16 protein-coding genes are annotated in these 21,036 nt (G+C 59.5%); 4 read left to right on the forward strand and 12 right to left on the reverse strand.

Annotation, left to right across the window (positions count from 1 at the left end):
* Positions 1–234: 234 nt before the first annotated feature.
* Genes aaeB through aaeX form a run of 3 tightly spaced genes read right to left on the reverse strand, consistent with a single transcriptional unit; the run spans position 235 to position 3,348 of the window.
* Positions 235–2,202 carry a p-hydroxybenzoic acid efflux pump subunit AaeB gene (gene aaeB / locus CLM71_RS21320; protein WP_105232783.1) on the reverse strand — a complete coding sequence of 656 codons (1,968 nt, stop codon included), beginning with the start codon at positions 2,200–2,202 and terminating at the stop codon, positions 235–237.
* Positions 2,202–3,137 (reverse strand): p-hydroxybenzoic acid efflux pump subunit AaeA, encoded by a 936-nt coding sequence (gene aaeA, locus CLM71_RS21325; protein WP_105232784.1) that lies wholly within the window; start codon positions 3,135–3,137, stop codon positions 2,202–2,204. Before aaeA ends, aaeB begins: the two co-directional genes overlap by 1 nt.
* Before the next feature lie 7 nt (positions 3,138–3,144).
* On the reverse strand, positions 3,145–3,348 hold the full coding sequence (gene aaeX / locus CLM71_RS21330; RefSeq protein WP_004958078.1) for a p-hydroxybenzoic acid efflux pump operon protein AaeX: 204 nt from the start codon (positions 3,346–3,348) through the stop codon (positions 3,145–3,147).
* A gap of 331 nt (positions 3,349–3,679) precedes the next feature.
* Between aaeX and aaeR the strand changes: the two genes are divergently transcribed.
* Positions 3,680–4,591 carry an HTH-type transcriptional activator AaeR gene (gene aaeR / locus CLM71_RS21335; RefSeq protein WP_105232785.1) on the forward strand — a complete coding sequence of 304 codons (912 nt, stop codon included), beginning with the start codon at positions 3,680–3,682 and terminating at the stop codon, positions 4,589–4,591.
* Between the two features lie 83 nt (positions 4,592–4,674).
* Here aaeR and tldD read toward each other — a convergent pair whose 3' ends face one another.
* The 9 genes from tldD to csrD all read right to left on the reverse strand — a co-directional run bounded on the left by tldD (position 4,675) and on the right by csrD (position 17,876).
* The gene (tldD, locus tag CLM71_RS21340) at positions 4,675–6,120 is read right to left on the reverse strand and encodes a metalloprotease TldD (protein ID WP_105232786.1); all 1,446 of its coding nucleotides are present in this window, start codon (positions 6,118–6,120) and stop codon (positions 4,675–4,677) included.
* A gap of 7 nt (positions 6,121–6,127) precedes the next feature.
* Positions 6,128–6,988 carry a deaminated glutathione amidase gene (gene nit1, locus CLM71_RS21345; RefSeq protein WP_105232787.1) on the reverse strand — a complete coding sequence of 287 codons (861 nt, stop codon included), beginning with the start codon at positions 6,986–6,988 and terminating at the stop codon, positions 6,128–6,130.
* The gene (gene yhdP / locus CLM71_RS21350) at positions 6,985–10,797 is read right to left on the reverse strand and encodes an AsmA2 domain-containing protein YhdP (protein ID WP_105232788.1); all 3,813 of its coding nucleotides are present in this window, start codon (positions 10,795–10,797) and stop codon (positions 6,985–6,987) included. The genes nit1 and yhdP overlap by 4 nt, the downstream gene beginning before the upstream one ends.
* Positions 10,798–10,873: 76 nt before the next feature.
* The gene (gene rng, locus CLM71_RS21355) at positions 10,874–12,343 is read right to left on the reverse strand and encodes a ribonuclease G (protein ID WP_105232789.1); all 1,470 of its coding nucleotides are present in this window, start codon (positions 12,341–12,343) and stop codon (positions 10,874–10,876) included.
* A 41-nt stretch (positions 12,344–12,384) separates the two neighbouring features.
* The gene (locus CLM71_RS21360; protein ID WP_105232790.1) at positions 12,385–12,969 is read right to left on the reverse strand and encodes a nucleoside triphosphate pyrophosphatase; all 585 of its coding nucleotides are present in this window, start codon (positions 12,967–12,969) and stop codon (positions 12,385–12,387) included.
* A gap of 21 nt (positions 12,970–12,990) precedes the next feature.
* Positions 12,991–13,479, reverse strand: a complete 489-nt coding sequence (gene mreD, locus CLM71_RS21365) for a rod shape-determining protein MreD (protein WP_105232791.1) — start codon at positions 13,477–13,479, stop codon at positions 12,991–12,993.
* Entirely contained in the window at positions 13,479–14,492 is a 1,014-nt protein-coding gene (mreC, locus tag CLM71_RS21370; protein WP_105232792.1) for a rod shape-determining protein MreC, read from the reverse strand. The genes mreD and mreC overlap by 1 nt, the downstream gene beginning before the upstream one ends.
* A gap of 83 nt (positions 14,493–14,575) precedes the next feature.
* Entirely contained in the window at positions 14,576–15,619 is a 1,044-nt protein-coding gene (gene mreB / locus CLM71_RS21375) for a rod shape-determining protein MreB (RefSeq protein ID WP_003855260.1), read from the reverse strand.
* Positions 15,620–15,941: 322 nt separating this feature from the next.
* The gene (gene csrD / locus CLM71_RS21380) at positions 15,942–17,876 is read right to left on the reverse strand and encodes an RNase E specificity factor CsrD (protein WP_105232793.1); all 1,935 of its coding nucleotides are present in this window, start codon (positions 17,874–17,876) and stop codon (positions 15,942–15,944) included.
* A gap of 362 nt (positions 17,877–18,238) precedes the next feature.
* Here csrD and CLM71_RS21385 point away from each other — a divergent pair, with 362 nt between their 5' ends.
* From CLM71_RS21385 to msrQ, 3 genes are all read left to right on the forward strand, one after another.
* The gene (locus tag CLM71_RS21385) at positions 18,239–19,216 is read left to right on the forward strand and encodes an MDR family oxidoreductase (RefSeq protein ID WP_105232794.1); all 978 of its coding nucleotides are present in this window, start codon (positions 18,239–18,241) and stop codon (positions 19,214–19,216) included.
* A gap of 127 nt (positions 19,217–19,343) precedes the next feature.
* Complete coding sequence (gene msrP / locus CLM71_RS21390; RefSeq protein WP_105232795.1) at positions 19,344–20,345, forward strand: protein-methionine-sulfoxide reductase catalytic subunit MsrP; 1,002 nt, start codon at positions 19,344–19,346, stop codon at positions 20,343–20,345.
* Positions 20,346–20,945 (forward strand): protein-methionine-sulfoxide reductase heme-binding subunit MsrQ, encoded by a 600-nt coding sequence (gene msrQ / locus CLM71_RS21395; RefSeq protein ID WP_105232796.1) that lies wholly within the window; start codon positions 20,346–20,348, stop codon positions 20,943–20,945.
* Positions 20,946–21,036 lie beyond the last annotated feature (91 nt).

Here is a 21,036-nt window from a genome sequence, read left to right on the forward strand (position 1 = left end):
TCCCATCGGGAGTCATTACGCGCCGAACCGGCGCCTGATGCAGCACAACCACCGCGCCGCAACGCCCGACGCCGCCTGTTATCATGCCATTTTACGGCGTCGCTGACACGCGTAACCGCCCCGCCAGCGGCGGCCACGACAGAAAAACGCATCTTTTTTCAGTATAGTCTTAGAGGAACGGCAAGACAGCACGCCCCAGCCCGATTACCGCCGGCGGCGTGCTAAAGCGCAGGATTAATCAATTAACGCGTGGCGATAACGGTGCAGCATATCCGCCAGACGACGTACCGGACCGGTAACGCTGAGCGGCGCATGGTTATCCACCAGCTTCTGCTGATATTCATTCATTTCGCTGAGCAGACGATCGTAGTAATACGCCCGCTTCACCTCGTTTTTGGCGCTCACCACGCGGTCGGCGGTGCGGCGAATCTGGCGGTGGAACACCGACAGCTCTTCGCTGGCGGGGATCTCGGCGCGCTGCATCCGCTGGTGCGCAATAATCAGGTTCAGCGCCAGACGGTATTTGGCAATATCGTTGGGGAACATCATCAACAGCTGGTTCAGCTGCTGATACAGCGCCGGCAGGTGGTTCTCCCGCCGCTTGGCCGCCTTGGTGGTCAGGGCCGATACCGCGCTGCTGACGAAGCTGTTCAGCAACGTACGGCCGGTGCGCTCACGCGAGTTATCGCGAATCAGCAGCAGCACCATCAAACCGACGCAGCTGCCGAGGAACTGGCCGATAGAGGCATCAAGGAACTGCGTAACGTTGAACTCCATCGGGTTGCTGAGCACCAGAATATTGATGGTGCCGGCCAGCGTCCCCAGAGAGCCAAGCCGCCGCTTCTGTACCTCAATGCCGATAATAAACGCCAGTAATCCCAGGCTGAGACAGAGCAGCAGAATGCTTTGCTGCGTCGCCGGGATGATCACCATAAAGTACAGCGCCCCCAGCGGTATCGCCACCAGCATGCCCAGTACAAAGTCCATCGCCACCATGCGCGGGTTCGGCGTGCGCATCGCCAGCGAGGTGATAACGGCGATAATCACCATAAAGCCGCTGCCGGAGGTCCAGCCGGTCCACAGCCACAGCAGGCAGCCCAGCGCGGTGGCGGTAAAGGTGCGCAGGCCGTTAATCATCGCGTGGTGTCCCTCTGCTGAAGCCGGTTTGATTTCGACTTCCGCGCTGAGGATATCCTCCTCCACGCCGCTGATGCTGCTGTTGGTGTGCACGCCTTTTGCCAACAGCAGGTAACGGGTCGCCGCGCCGACCCAGCTGGATACCGTCAACAGCGTGTCATCGGTGCGATGCACCGTCAGCACCTGACGCATCACTTTCATGCGGCGGTGAATATCCTGCGGCGTCTCCGCCGGCTCCATCAGCAGTTCGCGCAGATTTTCGCTCAGCGCGTCCGGATGGTTGAGCAGAATCAGGTAGGTTTCGCAGGCCTGGGTAATCAGCGTCAGCGACAGCGTATGCAACGCACGCGCGCGGCGGTTGACCTTCTGCCAGTGCGAGGACTCCATCATCAGGTTGGCGCGCATGCCGTTCAGCGCAGTGGTGCCTTTCACCAGGTTGCCCCAGGCGCGGTCGATCTCTTCCTTGTCCGCATTACTGATACACATCTGCAGCAGTTTATACTGCTGCACCAGCAGGTTATCCACCGCCCGGTCGATATCCTGTTTGATCGAGCGCGGGGAGAACAAGAGATCCGCCAGCACCGCGCTGACGATCCCCAGCACGATCTCGCTGCAGCGCTCCACGGCGAACTGCGGCGCCTCCAGCAGGTGCGACTCGCTGGTGGCCACCGTCACGATAATGATCAGCGCGGTATAGCCTGCCAGCCCCCAGGCGTAAGAGTTTTCCACCTTGATCAGCGATGAGATCCAGGTGCAGACGCCGGCCCAGATGCAGCACAGCAGCAGCATCACCACCGGCGCACGCGCGGTGGTGACGATAATCAACAGGCCGACAAAGCAGCCGATAAACGTACCGATAATACGCAGCCAGCCGCGGTAGCGGATAGCGCCGGAAAACGGCTCGCCGCCGGCGGCAAAGGCCGGTCCGGCGGCGACGATGGCGGCGGTCATTGCCGACCAGCGCGGCGTTTCCAGGTTGAGATGAAAGCCGACAAACAGTGCGAAGACGATCGCAAAACTCAGTTTGAATGCAAATCTCAAGCGGATAAAGGTTGGGTTATTCATTAACCGAACTCACGCAGCCGGTGCATCAGCTTGACGAACGGCGACTCACGGTCGCTATCGCGGTCGTTCTGGCCGGTGATCACCACGGTGGCCGTCGTGCCGGCAGGGTATGGATGCTGCTGGTCTTTCGCATCCAGCATGATTTTTACCGGCACGCGCTGCGCCAGACGCACCCACTCCAGGTTGCTGTCGATGGCAGCCAGGCCTTTGCTGTCATTGCTGCTGCTGCTGTTGTTCACCGCCGCCGCCACGCTGTCCACCGTACCGTGCATAATACGGTTGCTGCCGAGCGGAGTAATCTCTGCGCGATCGCCGCGGTTCAGGCCGTGCAGCTTGGTCTCTTCCATATAGGCCAGAATATAGAAGGTGTTCTTTTTCACCAGCGCCACCGCGGTGGAACCGCGGGTGATAAAATCGCCGGCGTGCACGGTCAGGTTGGTTATCCAACCGTCCGCCGGCGCACGCACCGTGGTACGCTCCAGATCGAGCTTGGCCTGATCGCGCACCGCGATCGCCTTCGCCAGCTGGTGCTGTACGGTTTCCAGCGCGTTGCTGGCCTGTTCAATCTCTTCGCGCGACATGGCGTCAACGCCCAGACGCACGCGGCGGCTCGCCTCACGCTTTTTCTCTGCGGCCAGCGCCTGGTAATACGCCACGTCGGCGCCGGCTTCCGCCAACGCCTGCTGATAGCGCGGCTGATCGACCACAAACAGCACCTGGCCCTTTTTCACCAGTTGGTTATCTGTCACCAACACATCGCTCAGCAGACCGCTGACGTCCGGCGCGATCGCCACCACATCGGCGGTAAATTTGGCGTCACGCGTCCACGGCGATTCGGTATAAAACACCCAGGCCTTGAAGACGGCGATAATCCCCAGCAGGACAAGGATCAGAGTGATCGCGATTCTGGCTATTTTTATTGAAAATGTTTTCACAGCGACCTCAAACAAAAAGACACGAAATCAGATAAAACAGGCAGCAATACAGCGCAGTATTGAACAGCGCCGGATGCCAGACAAAATCATAAATACCGGTCGGCTGTAGCAGTCGACGCAGCACAAAAAACAGCGCCAGCGACACGATCAGCTCGAAAAATACCGGGGGAAACGACAGTCCGAAGATAACCATCACCGGAAGCAAACTCATCATTTTTTCCTTATTGTTTACTACGCCGGGGAAGACACGTCTTACTCATATTAATTCACATTATATTTACATTTTAGCGAATGCGCGCCACACCTTATGCCCAGACAGGTTGTCCAGGCTATAAACCTGAAAAAAGGTTAAACTCAAGGCATACATCCGCGATAAGAAAGTGCGAGGGCAACCGGGTCGCGCTGCAACGGGCACATCGCGCAGCATCTGAATACCGCGCTTCTGCGCACAAGTTTTACACCCGGCACTGGTTATATTAGCCTGCTTACTATCAAGTCATCAACAATCTGTGATCTAAATCACTTTTAAGCCAGAGTGAATAATGGAAAGACTAAAACGGATGTCGGTATACGCCAAAGTGGTTGAGTGCGGTTCATTTACCGCCGCCGCGCGCCAGTTAGGCATGAGCGTATCCTCCATCAGCCAGACCGTGTCCAAACTGGAAAATGATTTGCAGGTCAAGCTGCTCAACCGCAGCACGCGCAGCATCGGCCTGACAGAAGCGGGTAAAATCTATTATCAGGGCTGCCGCCGCATGCTGCTGGAAGCCAACGAAGTCCACGAACAGCTGTACGCCTTTAATAATACCCCGACCGGCAACTTACGCATCGGCAGCTCTTCAACCATGGCGCAAAACGTACTGGCCACCATGACCGCTGATATGCTGAAGGAGTATCCCGGCCTGAAGGTGAATCTGGTCACCGGCATTCCGGCGCCCGATCTGATCGCCGACGGGCTGGACGTGGTGATCCGCGTCGGCGCGCTGCAGGATTCCAGCCTGTTCTCCAAGCGGCTGGGCTCGATGCCGATGGTGGTATGCGCCGCCAAAAGTTACCTGGCCGCGCACGGCACGCCGCGCACTCCCAGCGATATGGTGAATTTTTCCTGGCTGGAGTACAGCGTGCGGCCGGACAGCGAGTTTGAACTGATTGCCCCGGAGGGCATCAGCACGCGCATTTCGCCGCAGGGGCGCTTTGTCACCAACGATTCACAAACCATGATCCGCTGGCTGAAAGCCGGCGCCGGCATCGCCTATGCGCCGTTGATGTGGGTGATCGACGAAATCAAACGCGGCGAAGTGGAGATTCTGTTCAAACGCTACCATTCCGATCCGCGCCCGGTGTATGCGCTGTATACCGAAAAGGACAAACTGCCGCTGAAAGTGCAGGTCTGTATCAACTACCTGACTGAATACTTCCAAAAGGTCGGCGAGCTTTATCAGGGCTACCGCTGACACGCCGGTAATAAAAGACAAAAAAATACCGGTCGGGGTGAGCCGACCGGCATATCTGACGGACCAAACGGCGGTCTGAGCGCTTACGCCGTGCCGCCCACCGTCAGGTTATCCAGCTTCAGCGTCGGCTGGCCGACGCCCACCGGCACGCTCTGCCCCTCTTTACCGCAGACGCCGACGCCTTTATCCAGCGCCAGATCGTTGCCAACCATCGAGATCTGCTGCATCGCCTCAATGCCGGAGCCGATCAGCGTCGCGCCTTTCACCGGTTTGGTGATGCGCCCTTTCTCGATCAGGTAGGCCTCGGAGGTGGAGAAGACGAACTTGCCGGAGGTGATGTCCACCTGTCCGCCGCCAAAGTTCGGCGCATACAGGCCGTACTCTACGCTGGCGATAATCTCTTCCGGCGTCGACTGGCCCGCCAGCATGTAGGTGTTGGTCATGCGCGGCATCGGCAGGTGCGCATAAGATTCGCGGCGGCCGTTGCCGGTCGGCGCTACGCCCATCAGGCGCGCATTTAGTTTGTCCTGCATATAGCCCTTCAGCACGCCGTTTTCGATCAGCACGTTATACTGGCCGGGCACGCCTTCGTCATCGATAGCCAGCGAACCGCGACGTCCCTGCATGGTGCCGTCATCCACCACGGTGCAAAGTTCCGACGCCACCAACTGCCCCATCTGTCCGCTGAAGACCGACGAGCCGCGGCGGTTGAAGTCCCCCTCCAGGCCGTGGCCGACCGCTTCATGCAGCAGCACGCCTGGCCAGCCTGCGCCCAGCACCACCGGCATACCGCCCGCCGGCGCGGCAACCGCCGACAGGTTAACCAGCGCCATGCGCACCGCCTCTTTGGCGAAAGCGTCGGCGCGTACTTCGCCGTCCACCGTTTCCAGGAAATAGTCATAGCCGAAACGGCCGCCACCGCCGCTGGAACCCCGCTCACGCTTGCCGTCTTCTTCCACCAGCACGCTGACGGAAAGACGCACCAGCGGACGCACATCCGCCGCCAGCGTGCCGTCGGTGGCCGCCACCAGTACCTGCTCATAAACGCCGGTCACGCTGGCCGTCACTTCCTGCACGCGCTTATCGGCGGCGCGGGCAACCTTGTCCACCCGGTGCAGCAGGGCGATTTTCTCTTCACGCGGCAGGCTTTGCAGCGGATCGAGCAGCGGATACAGCGCCTGGTGACGAATTTCGCCCAGCGTATGCGCCTTGCCGTCTCCCTGTTCGCGCACGATGCTGCGCGCGGCCTGGGCGCTCTGGTTCAGCGCGTTAAGGGTAATCTGGTCGGCATAGGCGAAACCGGTTTTCTCGCCGCTGACGGCGCGCACGCCGACGCCCTGATCGATATTGTAAGAGCCGTCTTTAATGATGCCGTCTTCAATCACCCAGGCTTCGTGGTAGCTGGACTGGAAATAGAGATCGGCATAGTCGAGTCGGCGTTCGGACAGTTGCCCCAATACCGAATGCAGGTCTTGATGACTCAGCTTATTGGCAGTAAGTAACTGCTCACTGACAAGCGTCAGGCTCATAATTTTTTCACTCTTGATTGGAGGATTTATGTTCAGACGGCGCCTGCAGCGACGTCTGGAATCTGTTGTGCTGCCGCACCGGCATCTGGGCGCGCATGGTCTTCAGCACCTCGGTGTCGACGCGCACTTTAATGGCGGACACGGCGTCGGGGTTCTCTTTCATAATATTCCCCCAGCCGTCCACCGCCATGGTATGTCCCCAGGTACGGCGCGTCTGGCCATGGCGGCCAACCTGCGCGGGCGCCAGGATCACGCACTGGTTCTCAATCGCCCGGGCGCGCAGCAGAATCTCCCAGTGCGCCTCGCCGGTAACGCGGGTAAAGGCGGAAGGTACGGAAATCAGCTCTGCCCCCTGATCGCGCAGCGCCTGATACAGCCCGGGAAAACGCAGATCATAACAGATAGTCATCCCGAGGCGGCCGACCGGCGTATCCACCACCGTCAGTTGCCGGCCATGCTGATAGGTATCTGATTCGCGATAGTGCGCATGTACGTCGTTGATATCGACATCGAACATATGCAGCTTATCGTAACGCCCGCGCAGCTCGCCCTGTTCGTCGAACAGCAGGCTGCTGGTAGTGATGCGCTGCGGATCTTCACGGCTGATTAACGGCATCGAGCCGATCAGCAGCCAGACGCCGTAGCGGCGCGCCAGATCGCGCACCGCCTGCTGCAGCGGACCGTCGCCTTCCTGCTCGGCATGCTGACGATACGCCTCGGCGTCGGCGAACAGCAAGGCATTTTCCGGCGTCATCACCAGTTTCACACCGGTATTGAGCTGCTTGATCTGCTGCTCAATCTGCGCCAGGTTATCCCGGACGCGATCGCCGCTGCACAGTTGTAACAACGCAATATTGGCATTTTTCATGACGCCTTATCCTCTTTTGGCTTACGCAACACCTCATTGATGGTCGGCTGATCCAGGCTGCCGCCGATATGGTAGCGAATCAGCGAAATCTTGTTCCACAGCGGCCCCAGCGCCTTCGACGCGGCGAATACCGCGGCGCCGACGATTGGGTTGATGACAAACGCTGTCGCCACCCCGACCGTCGCTGAAATCTCCGGCGCCACCACCGCCTGCATATCAAGCCGGCGCTGCACCAGATCGACCTGGCCGCTCATGGCGATATCCGCCGCCAGCCCGTCAACCAGCAGGTTGTCGGTATGCATTATGCCATCTTTCATCCAGATGGTGCTGCGGATGGAATCAAAGTAGAACCCGTTGCCGAACGTGTCGCTGAAATCAAACTGTAGCTTACGCAGCAGCGCATCGAAACTTACCAGGCGCAATAGCTGCCCGGCCCGGCCGCCGCCGATGCTGTCGATCTCCCCCTTGCCCATCGCCAGCTTCATGGTGCCGTTGAAGGTGTTCAGCTTCGGCTTCCACGGCTGCCCGCGCCAGTGCAGGTCGAAGTCCACATCATAGGGCGCGTCTTTCAGCGGCGTGGTGATGCCGAGGAAACTGGCGGTATCGTCAATTTTGCGCCCCAGCAGTTTCCCCTTCAGCGCGGTGCGCTCTTCCTGCGCATTCTGCTTCCACAGGCCGGTGGCGCTGACCCGTCCCTTACCGGTATCGATCAGCCCGTGCTCCAGCGTCAGCGTATCGCCGGCGTTTTTCACATCGGCCTCGACCTTGCCCAGCTTCTGTCCGAGGAGCCAACAGCTCTGGCAGCGCAGCATCACGGACGGCCAGCCGCGGAAGGAGATGCGCTGCGCCGGCGCTGACGACTGCGCCGCGAGCGGTGCCGGCTTGTCGTCGGCAAACTGCGGGTTGTAATACAGGTAATTAATATCGGCGCGCCACGGGCCTTTATCGGCGATCAATACGCTGCCGTCGATCTCCTTACCTTTGGCACTGACGCTGACGCCGCCAAACTGCTGGCGCGCCGCCAGCTCCAGCTGATGCCAGGCCTGGCCGCCCAGCAGCAGCTGCGGGGTGCTCAACGCCACCGTGGTCGGGAAGCGGAAGCTGCCGACCTTGCCCTGAGCGCCGCCGGACTGCTTCAGCGCAGGCGACAGCAGCGCCAGCCATTTTTCACCGTCCAGTGGCGGCAGGTTAAGCGTCAGCGACGGGCTTTGCGGCAGCGGCGGCACACCGCCGCCGGTGCGCCACGCGGCGCGGTCCAGCGAAACCTGCTGCCGGCCGAAGGACCAGGCGCTGTTGAAGTAGTTTTGTTTACCGGCGCTGCCGTTCAGTTTGAAACCGTTAAGGCCGCCCTGTACCTTGACGTTCACCGGCAACGGTTCACCCGCCGGTTTATCTAGCGGTGGAGGTAAGTGACTGCTCACACTCTTCAGGTCAGCGTTAAGACCGATATCGTAGCTGGCCGCCCCGCCGTGCGGCAGGGTAATCGCCACCTTGCCGTTCCACGGCGCGCTGCCGGACAGCGCTTTCGCCACCTCCGGCGGCACCTCCGGGATCTTGCCCGGCTGCCAGTCGCCCTTCAGGCCGACATTGACCTTATAATCCTTTGCCCCTTCTTCGGTGGTGAAGTTCACCGCCATCGGCTGACCAAACCAGTTCGCCGTCAGGGTGTTACTGGCCAGGTTGCCGTTATCGAAGGTAAATTTGCCGCTGACCTTTTCCAACGTGCTATCCAGCGGTTTCACCAACAGCGAGTTATTGTTCAGCGTGACCTCACCTTTAGCCGCCACCAGCTTGCCGTTCAACGGGATATCAAGATGTAAGCGCCCACTGACATCCCCACCGACCTGCAGCTGTTCCAGCGCGCCGCCGATGGAATCATGCAGCGGCGTTTGCATAAAGTAGTCCCGCACATCCGGCCCGGCGCCCGCCACGTCGGCGTCAATCAGCAGACGCTGTTTACTGTAGTCCGGGATGACCGCGCGGACGTTTTTGCCGTCCACCTTGCCCAGCCTGGTGGCCGGCGCCTGCATCCACAGGCCGTCGTTGCGGAAATCCAGATCGATGGCCAGATCTCTCAGCGCCGGCCAGCCCGGCTGGAACTGGAAGGTTGAGTGGCGCAGCGGCACATACACCTCAAAGTGCCCCTCATTATGCTTATAGGGGAACTGATGCGGGTTGCCGGCATAGATCAGCGAGGCGTTATCCACCTGCCCGCCCTGAATGGCGCCGCTCAGGTAATCGACCAGGTGAGTGCCCATCAGCGGCTCCGGGAAGTAGCGCCAGGCGTCGGCGCCGTCGGACAGACGAATGCCCGCCAGAATACTCAGCCAAGGCTCGCCCTTGGCCGGCTGCCGATAGCGGAAGTCACCATTCGCCCACAGCGATTTGGCTTTCACATCCAGGTTCTGGCTGGAAAGCTCCCAGCCCTGCGCGCCATAGCGCCAGTTCAGCGCCCCGCTGGCGCTGCTGATTTCCAGCGGCGCCCGGAACATATCGCCATACGGCAACGTGCTGTTTTTCAGGTCGAGATCCAGCCTGCCGTTTTCCACCCCGCCGCTGAGCGCGCCGCTGAAGTGGTTTACCCCCGGCAACAGCTGCCAGTGCTGCCAGCTCAGGTCGCGCCAGCGCGCCTGAAACCGGCTTCTCTCCGGCTGTTTCAGCGGAATATCCAGCGCCAGCGCGTCCACCCGCCCCTGCGGCCGGATATCTTGCCAGCGCTCCAGCATATCCGGGCTGAGGAACGAGAACGTCGGCAGCAGCGACGACAGCCGCTCCAGCTGGATGTCGGTAGCGCGGATACGCAGCTCTTCCTGCTGTTCCGGCCCGATAAACCGGCTGTTTTCCGGTAGCCACAGCCCGGACAACATCCCCTGCGGCCAGGCCTGACCGTCGGTTTTAATATTCAGCTGCGGCACATCCAGCTGCCAGCCGCCGCCCTGACGTTTTACCGCCAGCGCTAAATTATCGACCTCTAGCCGGTGCGCGTCGCCGCCGACCGTCCAGCGGGCTGCGCCCTGTTTCAGCAAAGCGTTGCCGCCATAAATTTCACCCTGCTGCACCTGCAGCCAGGCGGCCAGGCTGAAGTCAGCGCTTTCCAGACCGGTATTGGACTTGAGCCAGCGGCTGAACCACGGCTTCATATCGATATCATCGGCCTGCAGGTACACCGTGCCGGTATTCAGCAGCCCTTTGTTATCATGCAGATCCATCCGCACCTGCACCGCACCGTGCTGGCCGTTAAACGTCGACAGGCTGATTTGCCCCTCGGCACGGTGACGCTGATCGCTGTTCAGCCAGGTCAGCTGCGGAATGGCAACCTCGGCGCGCGGGCCGGACGGCGTCAGGAAAGAGACGCGGCTGTCGCGCAGGTCGAAGTGGTCAAACTGATACAGCAGCAGATCGCTGACGGTGCCGGGCTGAACGGTGCTGCCCTTGTTTTTATCGCCGCCCAGCGTGGTATTGATATCCAGCTGCAGCTGATAAAAGGTGAGATCGCGGAATTGCCAGCGCCAGTGTAATAGCGACTGCCAGACGTCGAGCGCCAGCGTAACCCGATCGATATGCAGGTCACTTTTGGTCATCGCGGCGCGCAGATTGCGCACCTCCAGCCGCGGGCCGAAGCTCTCCCAACTGCCCTGAATAAAATCGGCCTGCACCGGCACGCCGGAGAGCGCCGAAATTTTCGCCAGCAACTGTGGGCGATAGCTGTTCAGTTCCGGCAGCGCCAGGCGCAGCCCACTGACCAGCAACGCCACGGCGACAATTAACGTGGCGCCTGTTGCCAACAAAATCCCAGGCAGTCGCTTCACTCTATCTCCTTGCTTCCGCTGCCCGGCAACGGGAATGAATGGGTTCCGCATGCGGACCCTGCCAATCACAGCTGACTTACATCATAACGACGTCAAACTGCTCCTGGCTGTATAACGGTTCAATCTGTACTTTAACCTGCTTGCCGACGAAGATTTCCACCTCCGCCAGCGCGTGCGACTCCTCGCTTTTCAGCGCTTCGCCTACCGCGGCCGAGGCGTAAACCAGAAAACGGTCGGTATCATAAGCATGGTGCACGCGGACGATTTCGCGCAAGATTTCATAGCATACCGTCTCAACCGTCTTGACCGTGCCGCGCCCGTTACAGGTAGGACAGTCGTTGCACAGCACATGTTCAATACTTTCACGCGTGCGTTTACGCGTCATTTCCACCAGCCCAAGCTGTGAAAAACCGTTGATGGTGGTTTTGACCCGATCCTTGCTCAGCGCCTGCTCCAGCGAGTGCAGCACCCGCCGGCGGTGTTCATCATTATTCATATCAATAAAATCGATGATAATAATGCCGCCAAGATTACGCAGCCGCAGCTGGCGGGCGATAGCCTGCGTCGCTTCAATATTGGTATTGAAAATGGTTTCGTCGAGGTTACGGTGGCCAACAAAGGCGCCGGTGTTGATATCGATGGTGGTCATCGCCTCGGTCTGATCGATGATCAGATAACCGCCGGACTTCAGCTCCACCTTACGCTCCAGCGCACGCTGGATTTCGTTCTCCACGTCGTACAGATCGAAGATCGGCTGGCTGCCGGTATATAACTCCAGCTTGCCGCTGATGTCCGGGATATATTCGCCGGTGAACTCCACCAGCAAATCGTGCGTCAGGCGCGAGTCCACGCGGATGCGATCGAGCGCCGCGCCGGCGAAATCACGCAGGATACGCTGCGCCAGCGCCAGTTCGCCGTACAGCATATATTTGGTCTGGTTGCGCTTTTTACGCTCCATCACTTTGGTCCACAGGCGCTTGAGGAACGCGGCGTCCTGCGCCAGTTCCTCATCACCAATGCCTTCTGCCGCGGTGCGGATGATAAAGCCGCCCAGCTCGTCGCAGTAATCGGCGACGATTTTTTTCAGCCGTTCGCGCTCGGCCTCGCTTTCAATACGCTGCGAAACGCCGACGTGCGCCGCGCCCGGCATAAATACCAGATAGCGGGAAGGCAGCGTGATGTCGGTGGTCAGGCGCGCACCTTTGGTGCCCAGCGGATCTTTTACCACCTGCACCACCAGATCCTGCCCCTGGCGCACCAGTTCGGCGATATCGCGCACGTGGAAGTTTTTCCGTTCATCGCCCGCCACGCACTCGGTGTGCGGCATAATATCGGAGGCGTGCAGAAACGCCGCCTTCTCCAGGCCGATATCGACAAAGGCCGCCTGCATGCCCGGCAGCACCCGGCTCACCCGGCCTTTGTAGATATTGCCGACGATGCCGCGCTTGGATTCGCGTTCGATGTGGATCTCTTGCAGGATGCCGCCGTCAATATAGGCAACCCGCGTTTCAGACGGTGTGATATTTACCAGTAGCTCAGCTGTCATGTCTTCTCCTCAGAGCCGGTCGCGAGCGCATGCCGCCGCCCTCAACCGGTTCTTACATCACGTAATGCGACAAAATTACTGAGCAGCTCATGTGTTTCGACCAGCGGTAATCCCATCACGGCGTGATAACTGCCGGTGAGGGTTCTGACGAAACAACCACCCTTTCCCTGAATCCCATAGGCGCCCGCTTTATCCATCGGTTCGCCCGTTGCAATATAATCGGCGATATCCTGCTGCGACAGCGTGCGGAAGGTCACATCGGTGACCACCTGCTGACACAGCAGGTCCTGGCGGTCGGCAATCGCCACCGCGGTGATCACCTGATGCTGTTTACCGGACAGCAGGCTCAGCATCTCTGCGGCATGCGCCGCGTCGCGCGGCTTTTCCAGCACTCTTCCGTTCAGCACCACGATGGTGTCGGCGCCGAGCACCGGCCGATCTTCCTCAGCCAATGCCACGCCCGCCCGCGCTTTATCCTGCGCCAGCCGGCGTACATAGGCCTCCGCGCTTTCCCCCGGCTGCCGCAGTTCTTCGGTATGGGTCAGAATAATGTCGAACTGTACGCCAAGCAGCGTCAGCAATTCACGCCGACGGGGGGAACCTGAAGCCAAATAGAGCGAAGTCATTAAACTCCCCTTGTTACGTCGTTATTGTACGGCGAACTGACGGCGAATCTTACGCATCAGCAGGAATAGCCACGGCCATAAAATACCGTTAACCACACTACTCCAGAACACTTCCGGGCGGAAAGAGACGTTGATCACTAAAAACTCCACCCAGAACACCACCACATCCATCGCCAGCGACAGCAGCATCACGATCAACGCCTGCTGCCACAGCGCCATATTACGGAACAGCTGGAATTTGAACGCCACCAGATAGGCGATAATCCCCAACGCCAGCGCGCGCACGCCCAGGGTCGAGCCCAGGATCAGATCCACGATCAACCCCAGCACAAAGCCGGTGCCGACGTTGACCCGATGCGGCAGCGCCATCACCCAATAGATCAGAATCAGCGCGACCCACGAAGGGCGGAACATATAAATCTGCTCCGGCCACGGCATAATCTGCAGCACCAGCGCAATCAGGAAAGAGAGCCAGATGATCCAGCGTCCGTGGCTACGGTAACGGTTCATCAGCGCGCTCCTGCCGCGGCGGGCGGCGTGGCGGCGGCCGACGGCTGCGTCACGGCGCCGGTAGCGGGCGCAGGCAACGGCGCCGGCGGCCCCATCGAGTCAGCCGACGGCAACACCTGCGGCATCATCTGCATCAGACGTTCGTTGGCAACGCGGTGCACTTCCTCCGGCTGACGCGGCATATCGCCGTTGCGGTCAGCACCCCACAGCAACAGCAGGTAACGCAGACGCTGCAGGCCGGCGGTCGGACGCGCCTGAATCACCGTATAGGCGCGCTGATTATCCACTTTCACCGAGGAGACCACCGCCACCGGATAGCCTTCCGGGAAACGCCCGCCCAGGCCCGAGGTCACCAGCACGTCGCCCACGCGGATATCGGTGTTGCCCGGCAGATGCTCCAGCTGCAGATCGTCGGCGCAGCCGCTGCCGGCGGCGATCACGCGAATATCGTTGCGCAGTACCTGAATCGGCAGCGCGTGGGAGGCATCGCAAATCAGCAGCACGCGGCTGGTGTATTTGGCCACCGCCACCACCTGACCGACCACCCCTTTATCGCTGATCACCGGCTGGCCCTCGTAGACGCCGTTATCGGAGCCTTTGTCGATCACCACCTGATCGCTGTACGGATCGGAGCCGGCCGAGATCACCTGCGTGACCATTTTTTGTTCGTCTTGGCGCAGCGGCGAGCCGAGCAGTTCACGCAAGCGGGCATTTTCCTGCTTGAATTGGCCGAGAAGAAGGGTATCGCTGCCTTTCAGCAGCAGTTCCTGCCGCAAAGCGCGATTTTCGAGTTCCAACTGTTGGCGAGTAGCCAGCGTATCCGAGACGCTGTCCAAAACCTTACGCGGCCCGTTGGCCAAAAAGTAGAAAGGGCTGACTGCGGTATCCATGTAGTTTCGTATTTTTACGAACGTACCGAGCCGGCTGTCGGCAACGATCAGGCCAATCGCCACGATCACCGCCAAAAAAAGTCGCAGTTGCAGGGAAGGTCCCCTGCTAAAAATCGGCTTCATAAATTATGCGAGTTCCTCGACAACAGAAGGAGGCAACGTACAAGATGCATTGATCTTAGACGATACCTCCTTCTTGGGGCTGACTATTCTTCGCTGAACAAATCGCCGCCGTGCATGTCGATCATTTCCAACGCTTTGCCGCCGCCACGCGCCACGCAGGTCAGCGGATCTTCAGCCACAACGACCGGAATCCCGGTTTCTTCCATCAGCAGGCGGTCCAGATTGCGCAGCAACGCGCCGCCGCCGGTCAGCACCATGCCGCGTTCCGAAATATCGGAAGCCAGCTCCGGCGGACACTGCTCCAGCGCCACCATCACCGCGCTGACGATGCCGGTCAGAGGCTCTTGCAGGGCTTCGAGGATTTCATTGGAGTTCAGGGTAAAGCCGCGCGGTACGCCTTCGGCCAAGTTACGGCCACGTACTTCGATCTCACGCACTTCATCACCCGGATAGGCCGAGCCGATCTCATGCTTGATGCGTTCTGCGGTAGCTTCACCGATCAGCGAGCCGTAGTTGCGGCGCACGTAGTTAATGATCGCTTCATCGAAGCGGTCGCCGCCGATGCGTACCGACGAGGAGTACACCACGCCGTTCAGTGAGATCACCGCCACTTCCGTGGTGCCGCCGCCGATATCCACCACCATGGAACCGGTTGCTTCGGAAACCGGCAGGCCGGCGCCGATGGCGGCCGCCATCGGCTCTTCAATCAGGAACACTTCACGCGCGCCGGCGCCCTGCGCCGATTCGCGGATGGCGCGACGTTCAACCTGCGTGGCGCCGACCGGCACACACACCAGCACGCGCGGGCTTGGGCGCATAAAGCTGTTGCTGTGCACCTGCTTGATAAAGTGTTGCAGCATTTTCTCGGTCACGAAGAAGTCGGCGATAACGCCGTCCTTCATCGGACGAATAGCTGCGATATTGCCGGGAGTACGTCCCAGCATCTGTTTAGCGTCATGGCCCACAGCCGCTACGCTCTTGGGTGAGCCGGCACGATCCTGGCGAATGGCAACCACCGACGGTTCATTCAGTACAATGCCTTGCCCTTTAACATAAATAAGGGTATTGGCGGTACCCAAATCGATGGACAAGTCATTGGAAAACATGCCACGAAATTTCTTAAACATAACTAAAGGATAATCCTGCAAGCTGGGGGCGAAAAATAAAATCCGCCTACTTTACCAACCACACGAAGCAGCGACAAGGCGCAAAAACGTTCTACTTCGGTGAAAATAATCTGCATTATTACTGCTCGAATGCACGGAAATTGGATGAGGCCTGAATTCCCTGAACCAAGGTTCAGTTTACCACCCCTGTCAACGCGCAAATCGGCGTAACACAGCTCATAAAAACTAACATTTTCCCTGATTATCACTGGTGGTAAGCACCTACCAACGTCCGACGGGAAAAGACGGGTTATTCTACGTGAAAAATGCGCAAATATTCAGGTTAAACGCGATAACGATGCGAATATTTTTTGCGCCCGACGTCAATAGGCTCCGGCGGGGCAAAAAAGTCGCCCTGCCCGCCGTGGATCCCACGCTCTTTTAACGTCTGCCATTCGCCGCGCGTGCGTACGCTGGCAGCAAACAGCTGCGCGCTGGTGCCTTCGCACGCGCTGGACAGGCTCTGAACAAACAGCTGATTCTCGTCGCGTTTATCAATACTGCGCACCAAACCGGGATGCAGTTTAACGATCTCCACCTGCAGCGATTTGATATACGCGGTACTGACCACGGTTAACCCCGCCTGCGACACCGCCAGGCGGCAGCCCAGCCCGGCAATCAGACGCAGCACCGGACGTAAACGGTCGATATGTTGACACACATCCGCCTCTGCAAGTTCAATCAGAATACGTCGCCGGTGACTTTTTTCACACTGTAATAACGTATCGCGCAGCCAGTATTGAAACGAGCGCTGTAATAATGAGTCAACGCACAGCGGAAACGCCAGCGTCTCCTCCGGCCACAGCGCCAGCAGCGGTATGATTCGGCTCACCTGCAGACGGTCGTAGCGCTCCGCCAGCCCGAACTGTTTTACCAGCGGAATATATTCAGCTGGAAGCAGCTCTTGAGAGCCATCATAAACACGACTCATTATTTCCCGATGGTGTACCTCGCCTTTCACCGTCACCGCCGGCTTCTGATACAGCCGCGGGCCACCGCGCTCCAGCATTTGTTCCAGCAAGGTACGCCATTTCACGCTGCCGCGCCCCTTCTCCGGTACCTGACTGTCGTACACATACCAGCCGTTTTCGCCCTGCAGCGTGGCGTGACGCGTCGCCTGTTCGGCACGATCGATCACCTGCTCGGTCGTCTGGCCGCTGCGGTAGGCGACAATGCCGATATGCAAAAAGGCTTCCCGTTCAATCATCGGCGTCGCAGGCAACGCATCGATAGCATTCACTAACTGCGCGGCGATGCCATCCGCCTCTTTCAGCGTGCGGTGCGGCAGCAGCACGGTAAAATCGCTGTGGAAATAGCGCGCCAGCAGCGCCGAAGGATAGCGCAGCACAAAAGTAGACAGCAGATTGACCAGCGAATACATCAGCTCCTGCACCATCGCGGCGCCATGGGTTTCACGCAGCGTTTCAAAATCCGGCAGGCGCACCATCATCACAATGCCGTGCGACCCTTCTTCTTCCAGTTGCGTGGTCAGCTGGTTGTCGAAAAACAGGCGGTTATTCAGACCAGTTTTCGCATCCTGGGCGGCAAAAGCGCGGATCAGCGTATCCACCCGCGTCCGCTCCTCACGCGCCTCGGCCAGATCCGCCAGCAGGCGATCCAGCGCGCTGCTGACGCTCGGCGGCCACTCCCGCATATCACCCTGCATCACCTCTTCACGCTCGCCGTTTAGAATGCGTCGCGCCCGCCAGGCCAGACGATCCTCGCCGGCGGCCTGCTCACGCAGCCAGCGCAGGCTGAACAGCAGCACCACCAGCATGACGACAATCGCCAGCGTGACGGCCAGGGTCGAACGCAGCGAATAGCCATCGCTGGCGAATGGATCGAGATAGGTGATATTCAGCGTACTGCCGGGGTGTTGCATCAGCGGCAAAGAGGTATAGCGATGGCTGCTGGGCGCGGCTCTTGGCTCGCCCGTTAACACGGGCAGTTCATAGTTGAACAGAATGCCGCTGGCGCTTTCAACGCGCAGTTCCACAATGCCGAGCGGCCTCATCACCAGCGGCAGCCACTGCGTCTGCGCCTGCAGCGAGCTATGCAGCATCGACTGGTCAAGCGAAGTGACCAGCGCATCGAAGCGGCGCTCCATGCGCTCCTGAGTGACATAAAAAAAACTGTATGAGCACCCCATCAGCATAAAAAACATGGCCAGCGCAACGAGCAGGGTGATCAGTGCAGAGAGTTTGGTGGTAAATCGCATCCCTGTGCCTTGTCCGCTATGGTTAAGTGAGTATGCACCCATTGAAATAAAAAGGTGCCAGCCAACTGATAAAGGTGCAACAGCATAACCCGACTTTATGGTTAACTGTCTGTTTTTTCAGAATACCGCCAGGAACATTACGACCGGGTTCAAGCGCATCCAAGCTAACAAGCCTCGCCGCGGAAAGGAACCTTTAAACGGTAATTTTTTGTTCTTTATCAGAGCATCACTTACCTATTATGCATATAGTCAAATGAGTTGGATTAAAGCATCATTTTAATGAATTATTCTCGCGATCTTTATGACTGAGGTCATGACTCGGCAACATGCCAGCAAACCGAGATAAACAAGAGGACAGTGACATGCGCGCATTATTACTGGAACAACACGGCGAGCAAATCATCAGCCAGGTGCAGGATATCGACGACGACCGCTTGCCGGAAGGCGACGTAACGGTCGATGTGAACTGGTCCAGCCTCAATTATAAAGATGCGCTGGCCATCACCGGCAAAGGCAAAATCGTCCGCCACTTTCCGATGGTGCCGGGGATTGATTTCGCCGGTACGGTACGCAGCAGCAAAGATCCGCGCTTTAGCGAGGGAGACAGCGTGGTGCTGACCGGCTGGGGCGTCGGGGAAAACCATTGGGGCGGCCTGGCAGAGCAGGCGCGCGTCGCCGGCGAATGGCTGGTGCCCCTGCCGAAAGGGCTGGATGAACGCCAGGCGATGATTATCGGCACCGCCGGCCTGACCGCCATGCTGTGCGTGATGGCGCTGGAGGACGGCGGCGTGCGCCCGGATGACGGCGAGGTGCTGGTGACCGGCGCCAGCGGCGGCGTCGGCAGCACCGCCATCGCCGTGCTGTCGGCGCTCGGTTACCGGGTGACCGCCATCAGTGGCCGCGACAGCAATACCGACTACCTGAAGGCGCTGGGCGCCAAAGAGGTGCTGCCGCGCAGCGACTACATCGAAGCACCGCGTCCGCTGGAGAAACAGCGCTGGGCCGGCGCCGTCGATACCGTCGGCGATAAATTGCTGGCCAGCGTGCTGGCGCAGATGAACTATAACGGCACCGTCGCCGCCTGCGGGCTGGCCGGCGGTTACCAGCTGCCGACCACCGTAATGCCGTTTATCCTGCGCAACGTACGCCTGCAGGGGATAGACTCCGTACATACGCCGCTGCATCAGCGCCAGACCGCCTGGGAACGCCTGGCCGGCATCCTGCCGGACAGCTTTTACCAGCAGGCCACGCAGGAGATCGCCCTGGAGCAGGCGCCCGCCGCCGCCCGCGACCTGCTCGACAATAAAGTCACCGGGCGCACGCTGGTAAAAATCCGCTGATGCCGTCTGCGGGTGCGGGCTGACGTCCCCGCACCCTGCTTCTACGAAATTTCATATTTTCCCGCCGCATCTCGCCTCCGGCCTGCTTTCGCGCCATGCTTAAGGCATCACCGTGGAGGACGGGCTAATGAAAAAGGTACATCAATTAACCGAAGCTGACGTCACGCCGGAAAGCGTGTTCCATCAGCGCAGAAAAGTGCTGCAGGCATTGGGGATCGGCGCCGCGTCGCTGGCGCTGCCGCTCAGCGCCCAGGCCGATCTGCTGTCCTGGTTTAAAGGTAACGATCGCCCCAAAGCGCCGCCGGGCAAAACGCTGGCGTTCAGCCGGCCGCCGCAATGGCAGGACAAGCTGGCAATGACGCCGGAAGATAAAGTCACCGGTTACAACAATTTCTACGAGTTCGGGCTGGATAAAGCCGACCCGGCCGCCAACGCCGGCGGCTTGAAGACCGAAGGCTGGAAAGTGCGTATCGACGGCGAGGTGGCCAAACCGCTGACGCTCGATATCGACGATCTGATGAAACGCTTCCCGCTGGAGCAACGGATCTACCGGATGCGCTGTGTGGAAGCCTGGTCGATGGTGGTGCCGTGGATCGGCTTTGAACTGGGCAAACTGCTGAAGCTGGCCGAGCCGAACAGCAACGCGCGCTTCGTCGCCTTTCAGACGCTCTACGATCCGGAGCAGATGCCGGGGCAGAAAGACCGCTTTATCGGCGGCGGCCTGCAGTATCCGTACGTGGAAGGTCTGCGGCTGGACGAAGCCATGCACCCGCTGGCGCTGCTGACGGTGGGCGTGTACGGCAAAACGCTGCCGCCGCAGAACGGCGCGCCGCTGCGGCTGATTACCCCCTGGAAATACGGCTTCAAGGGCATCAAGTCCATCGTGCATATCCGTCTGACCCGCGACCAGCCACCGACCACCTGGAACCTGTCGGCGCCGAATGAGTACGGTTTTTACGCCAACGTCAATCCTCAGGTCAGTCACCCGCGCTGGTCGCAGGCCAGCGAGCGCTTTATCGGCGCTGGCGGCATTCTGGATGTGAAACGTCAGCCTACGCTGCTGTTTAACGGCTATGGCGATCGGGTCGCTTCGCTGTATCGCGGCATGAACCTGCGGGAGAATTTTTGAGTGCGTTTAAAACCTGTGCATATCAAATGGCTGAAAGCCGCGATTCATCTGGCCGCCTTCCTGCCGCTGGCGTGGCTGGTGCTGGCGGTCGATCAGGGCTGGCTGAGCGCCGATCCGGCCAAGGACATCCAGCATTTTACCGGGCGTATGGCGCTGAAACTGCTGCTGGTCACCCTGCTGGTCGCCCCGCTGGCGCGCTACAGCCGCCAGGCGATGCTGATGCGCTGCCGCCGGCTGCTGGGGCTGTGGTGTTTTGCCTGGGCGACGCTGCACCTGTTAAGCTACGCCACGCTGGAACTGGGGCTGAATAATATTGCGCTGCTCGGACAGGAGCTGATAGAACGCCCCTACCTGACGCTCGGCATCGTCAGCTGGCTGCTGTTGCTGGCGCTGGCGGCGACCTCGACCCAACGGGCGATGCGCAGCCTGGGCAAAAACTGGCAGCGGCTGCACAATTTCGTCTATCTGGTGGCGATTCTGACGCCGATACACTACCTTTGGTCGGTAAAAATCATTTCCCCTCAGCCGCTGATCTACGCGCTGCTGGCATTGCTGTTGTTAGCGTGGCGTTACCCGAAATTCCGCGCCTGGTGGCGTTAGAAAGCGTCATCTTCCGCGACGCGCGATCTCACATAACCGGGTAACCCCGGCCAATTAGGGGTTGAATATCTTCGCTGATAAGACCAGTATT

The organism is Serratia sp. MYb239 (genome assembly GCF_002966855.1).
GTDB lineage: Bacteria > Pseudomonadota > Gammaproteobacteria > Enterobacterales > Enterobacteriaceae > Serratia_B > Serratia_B rhizosphaerae.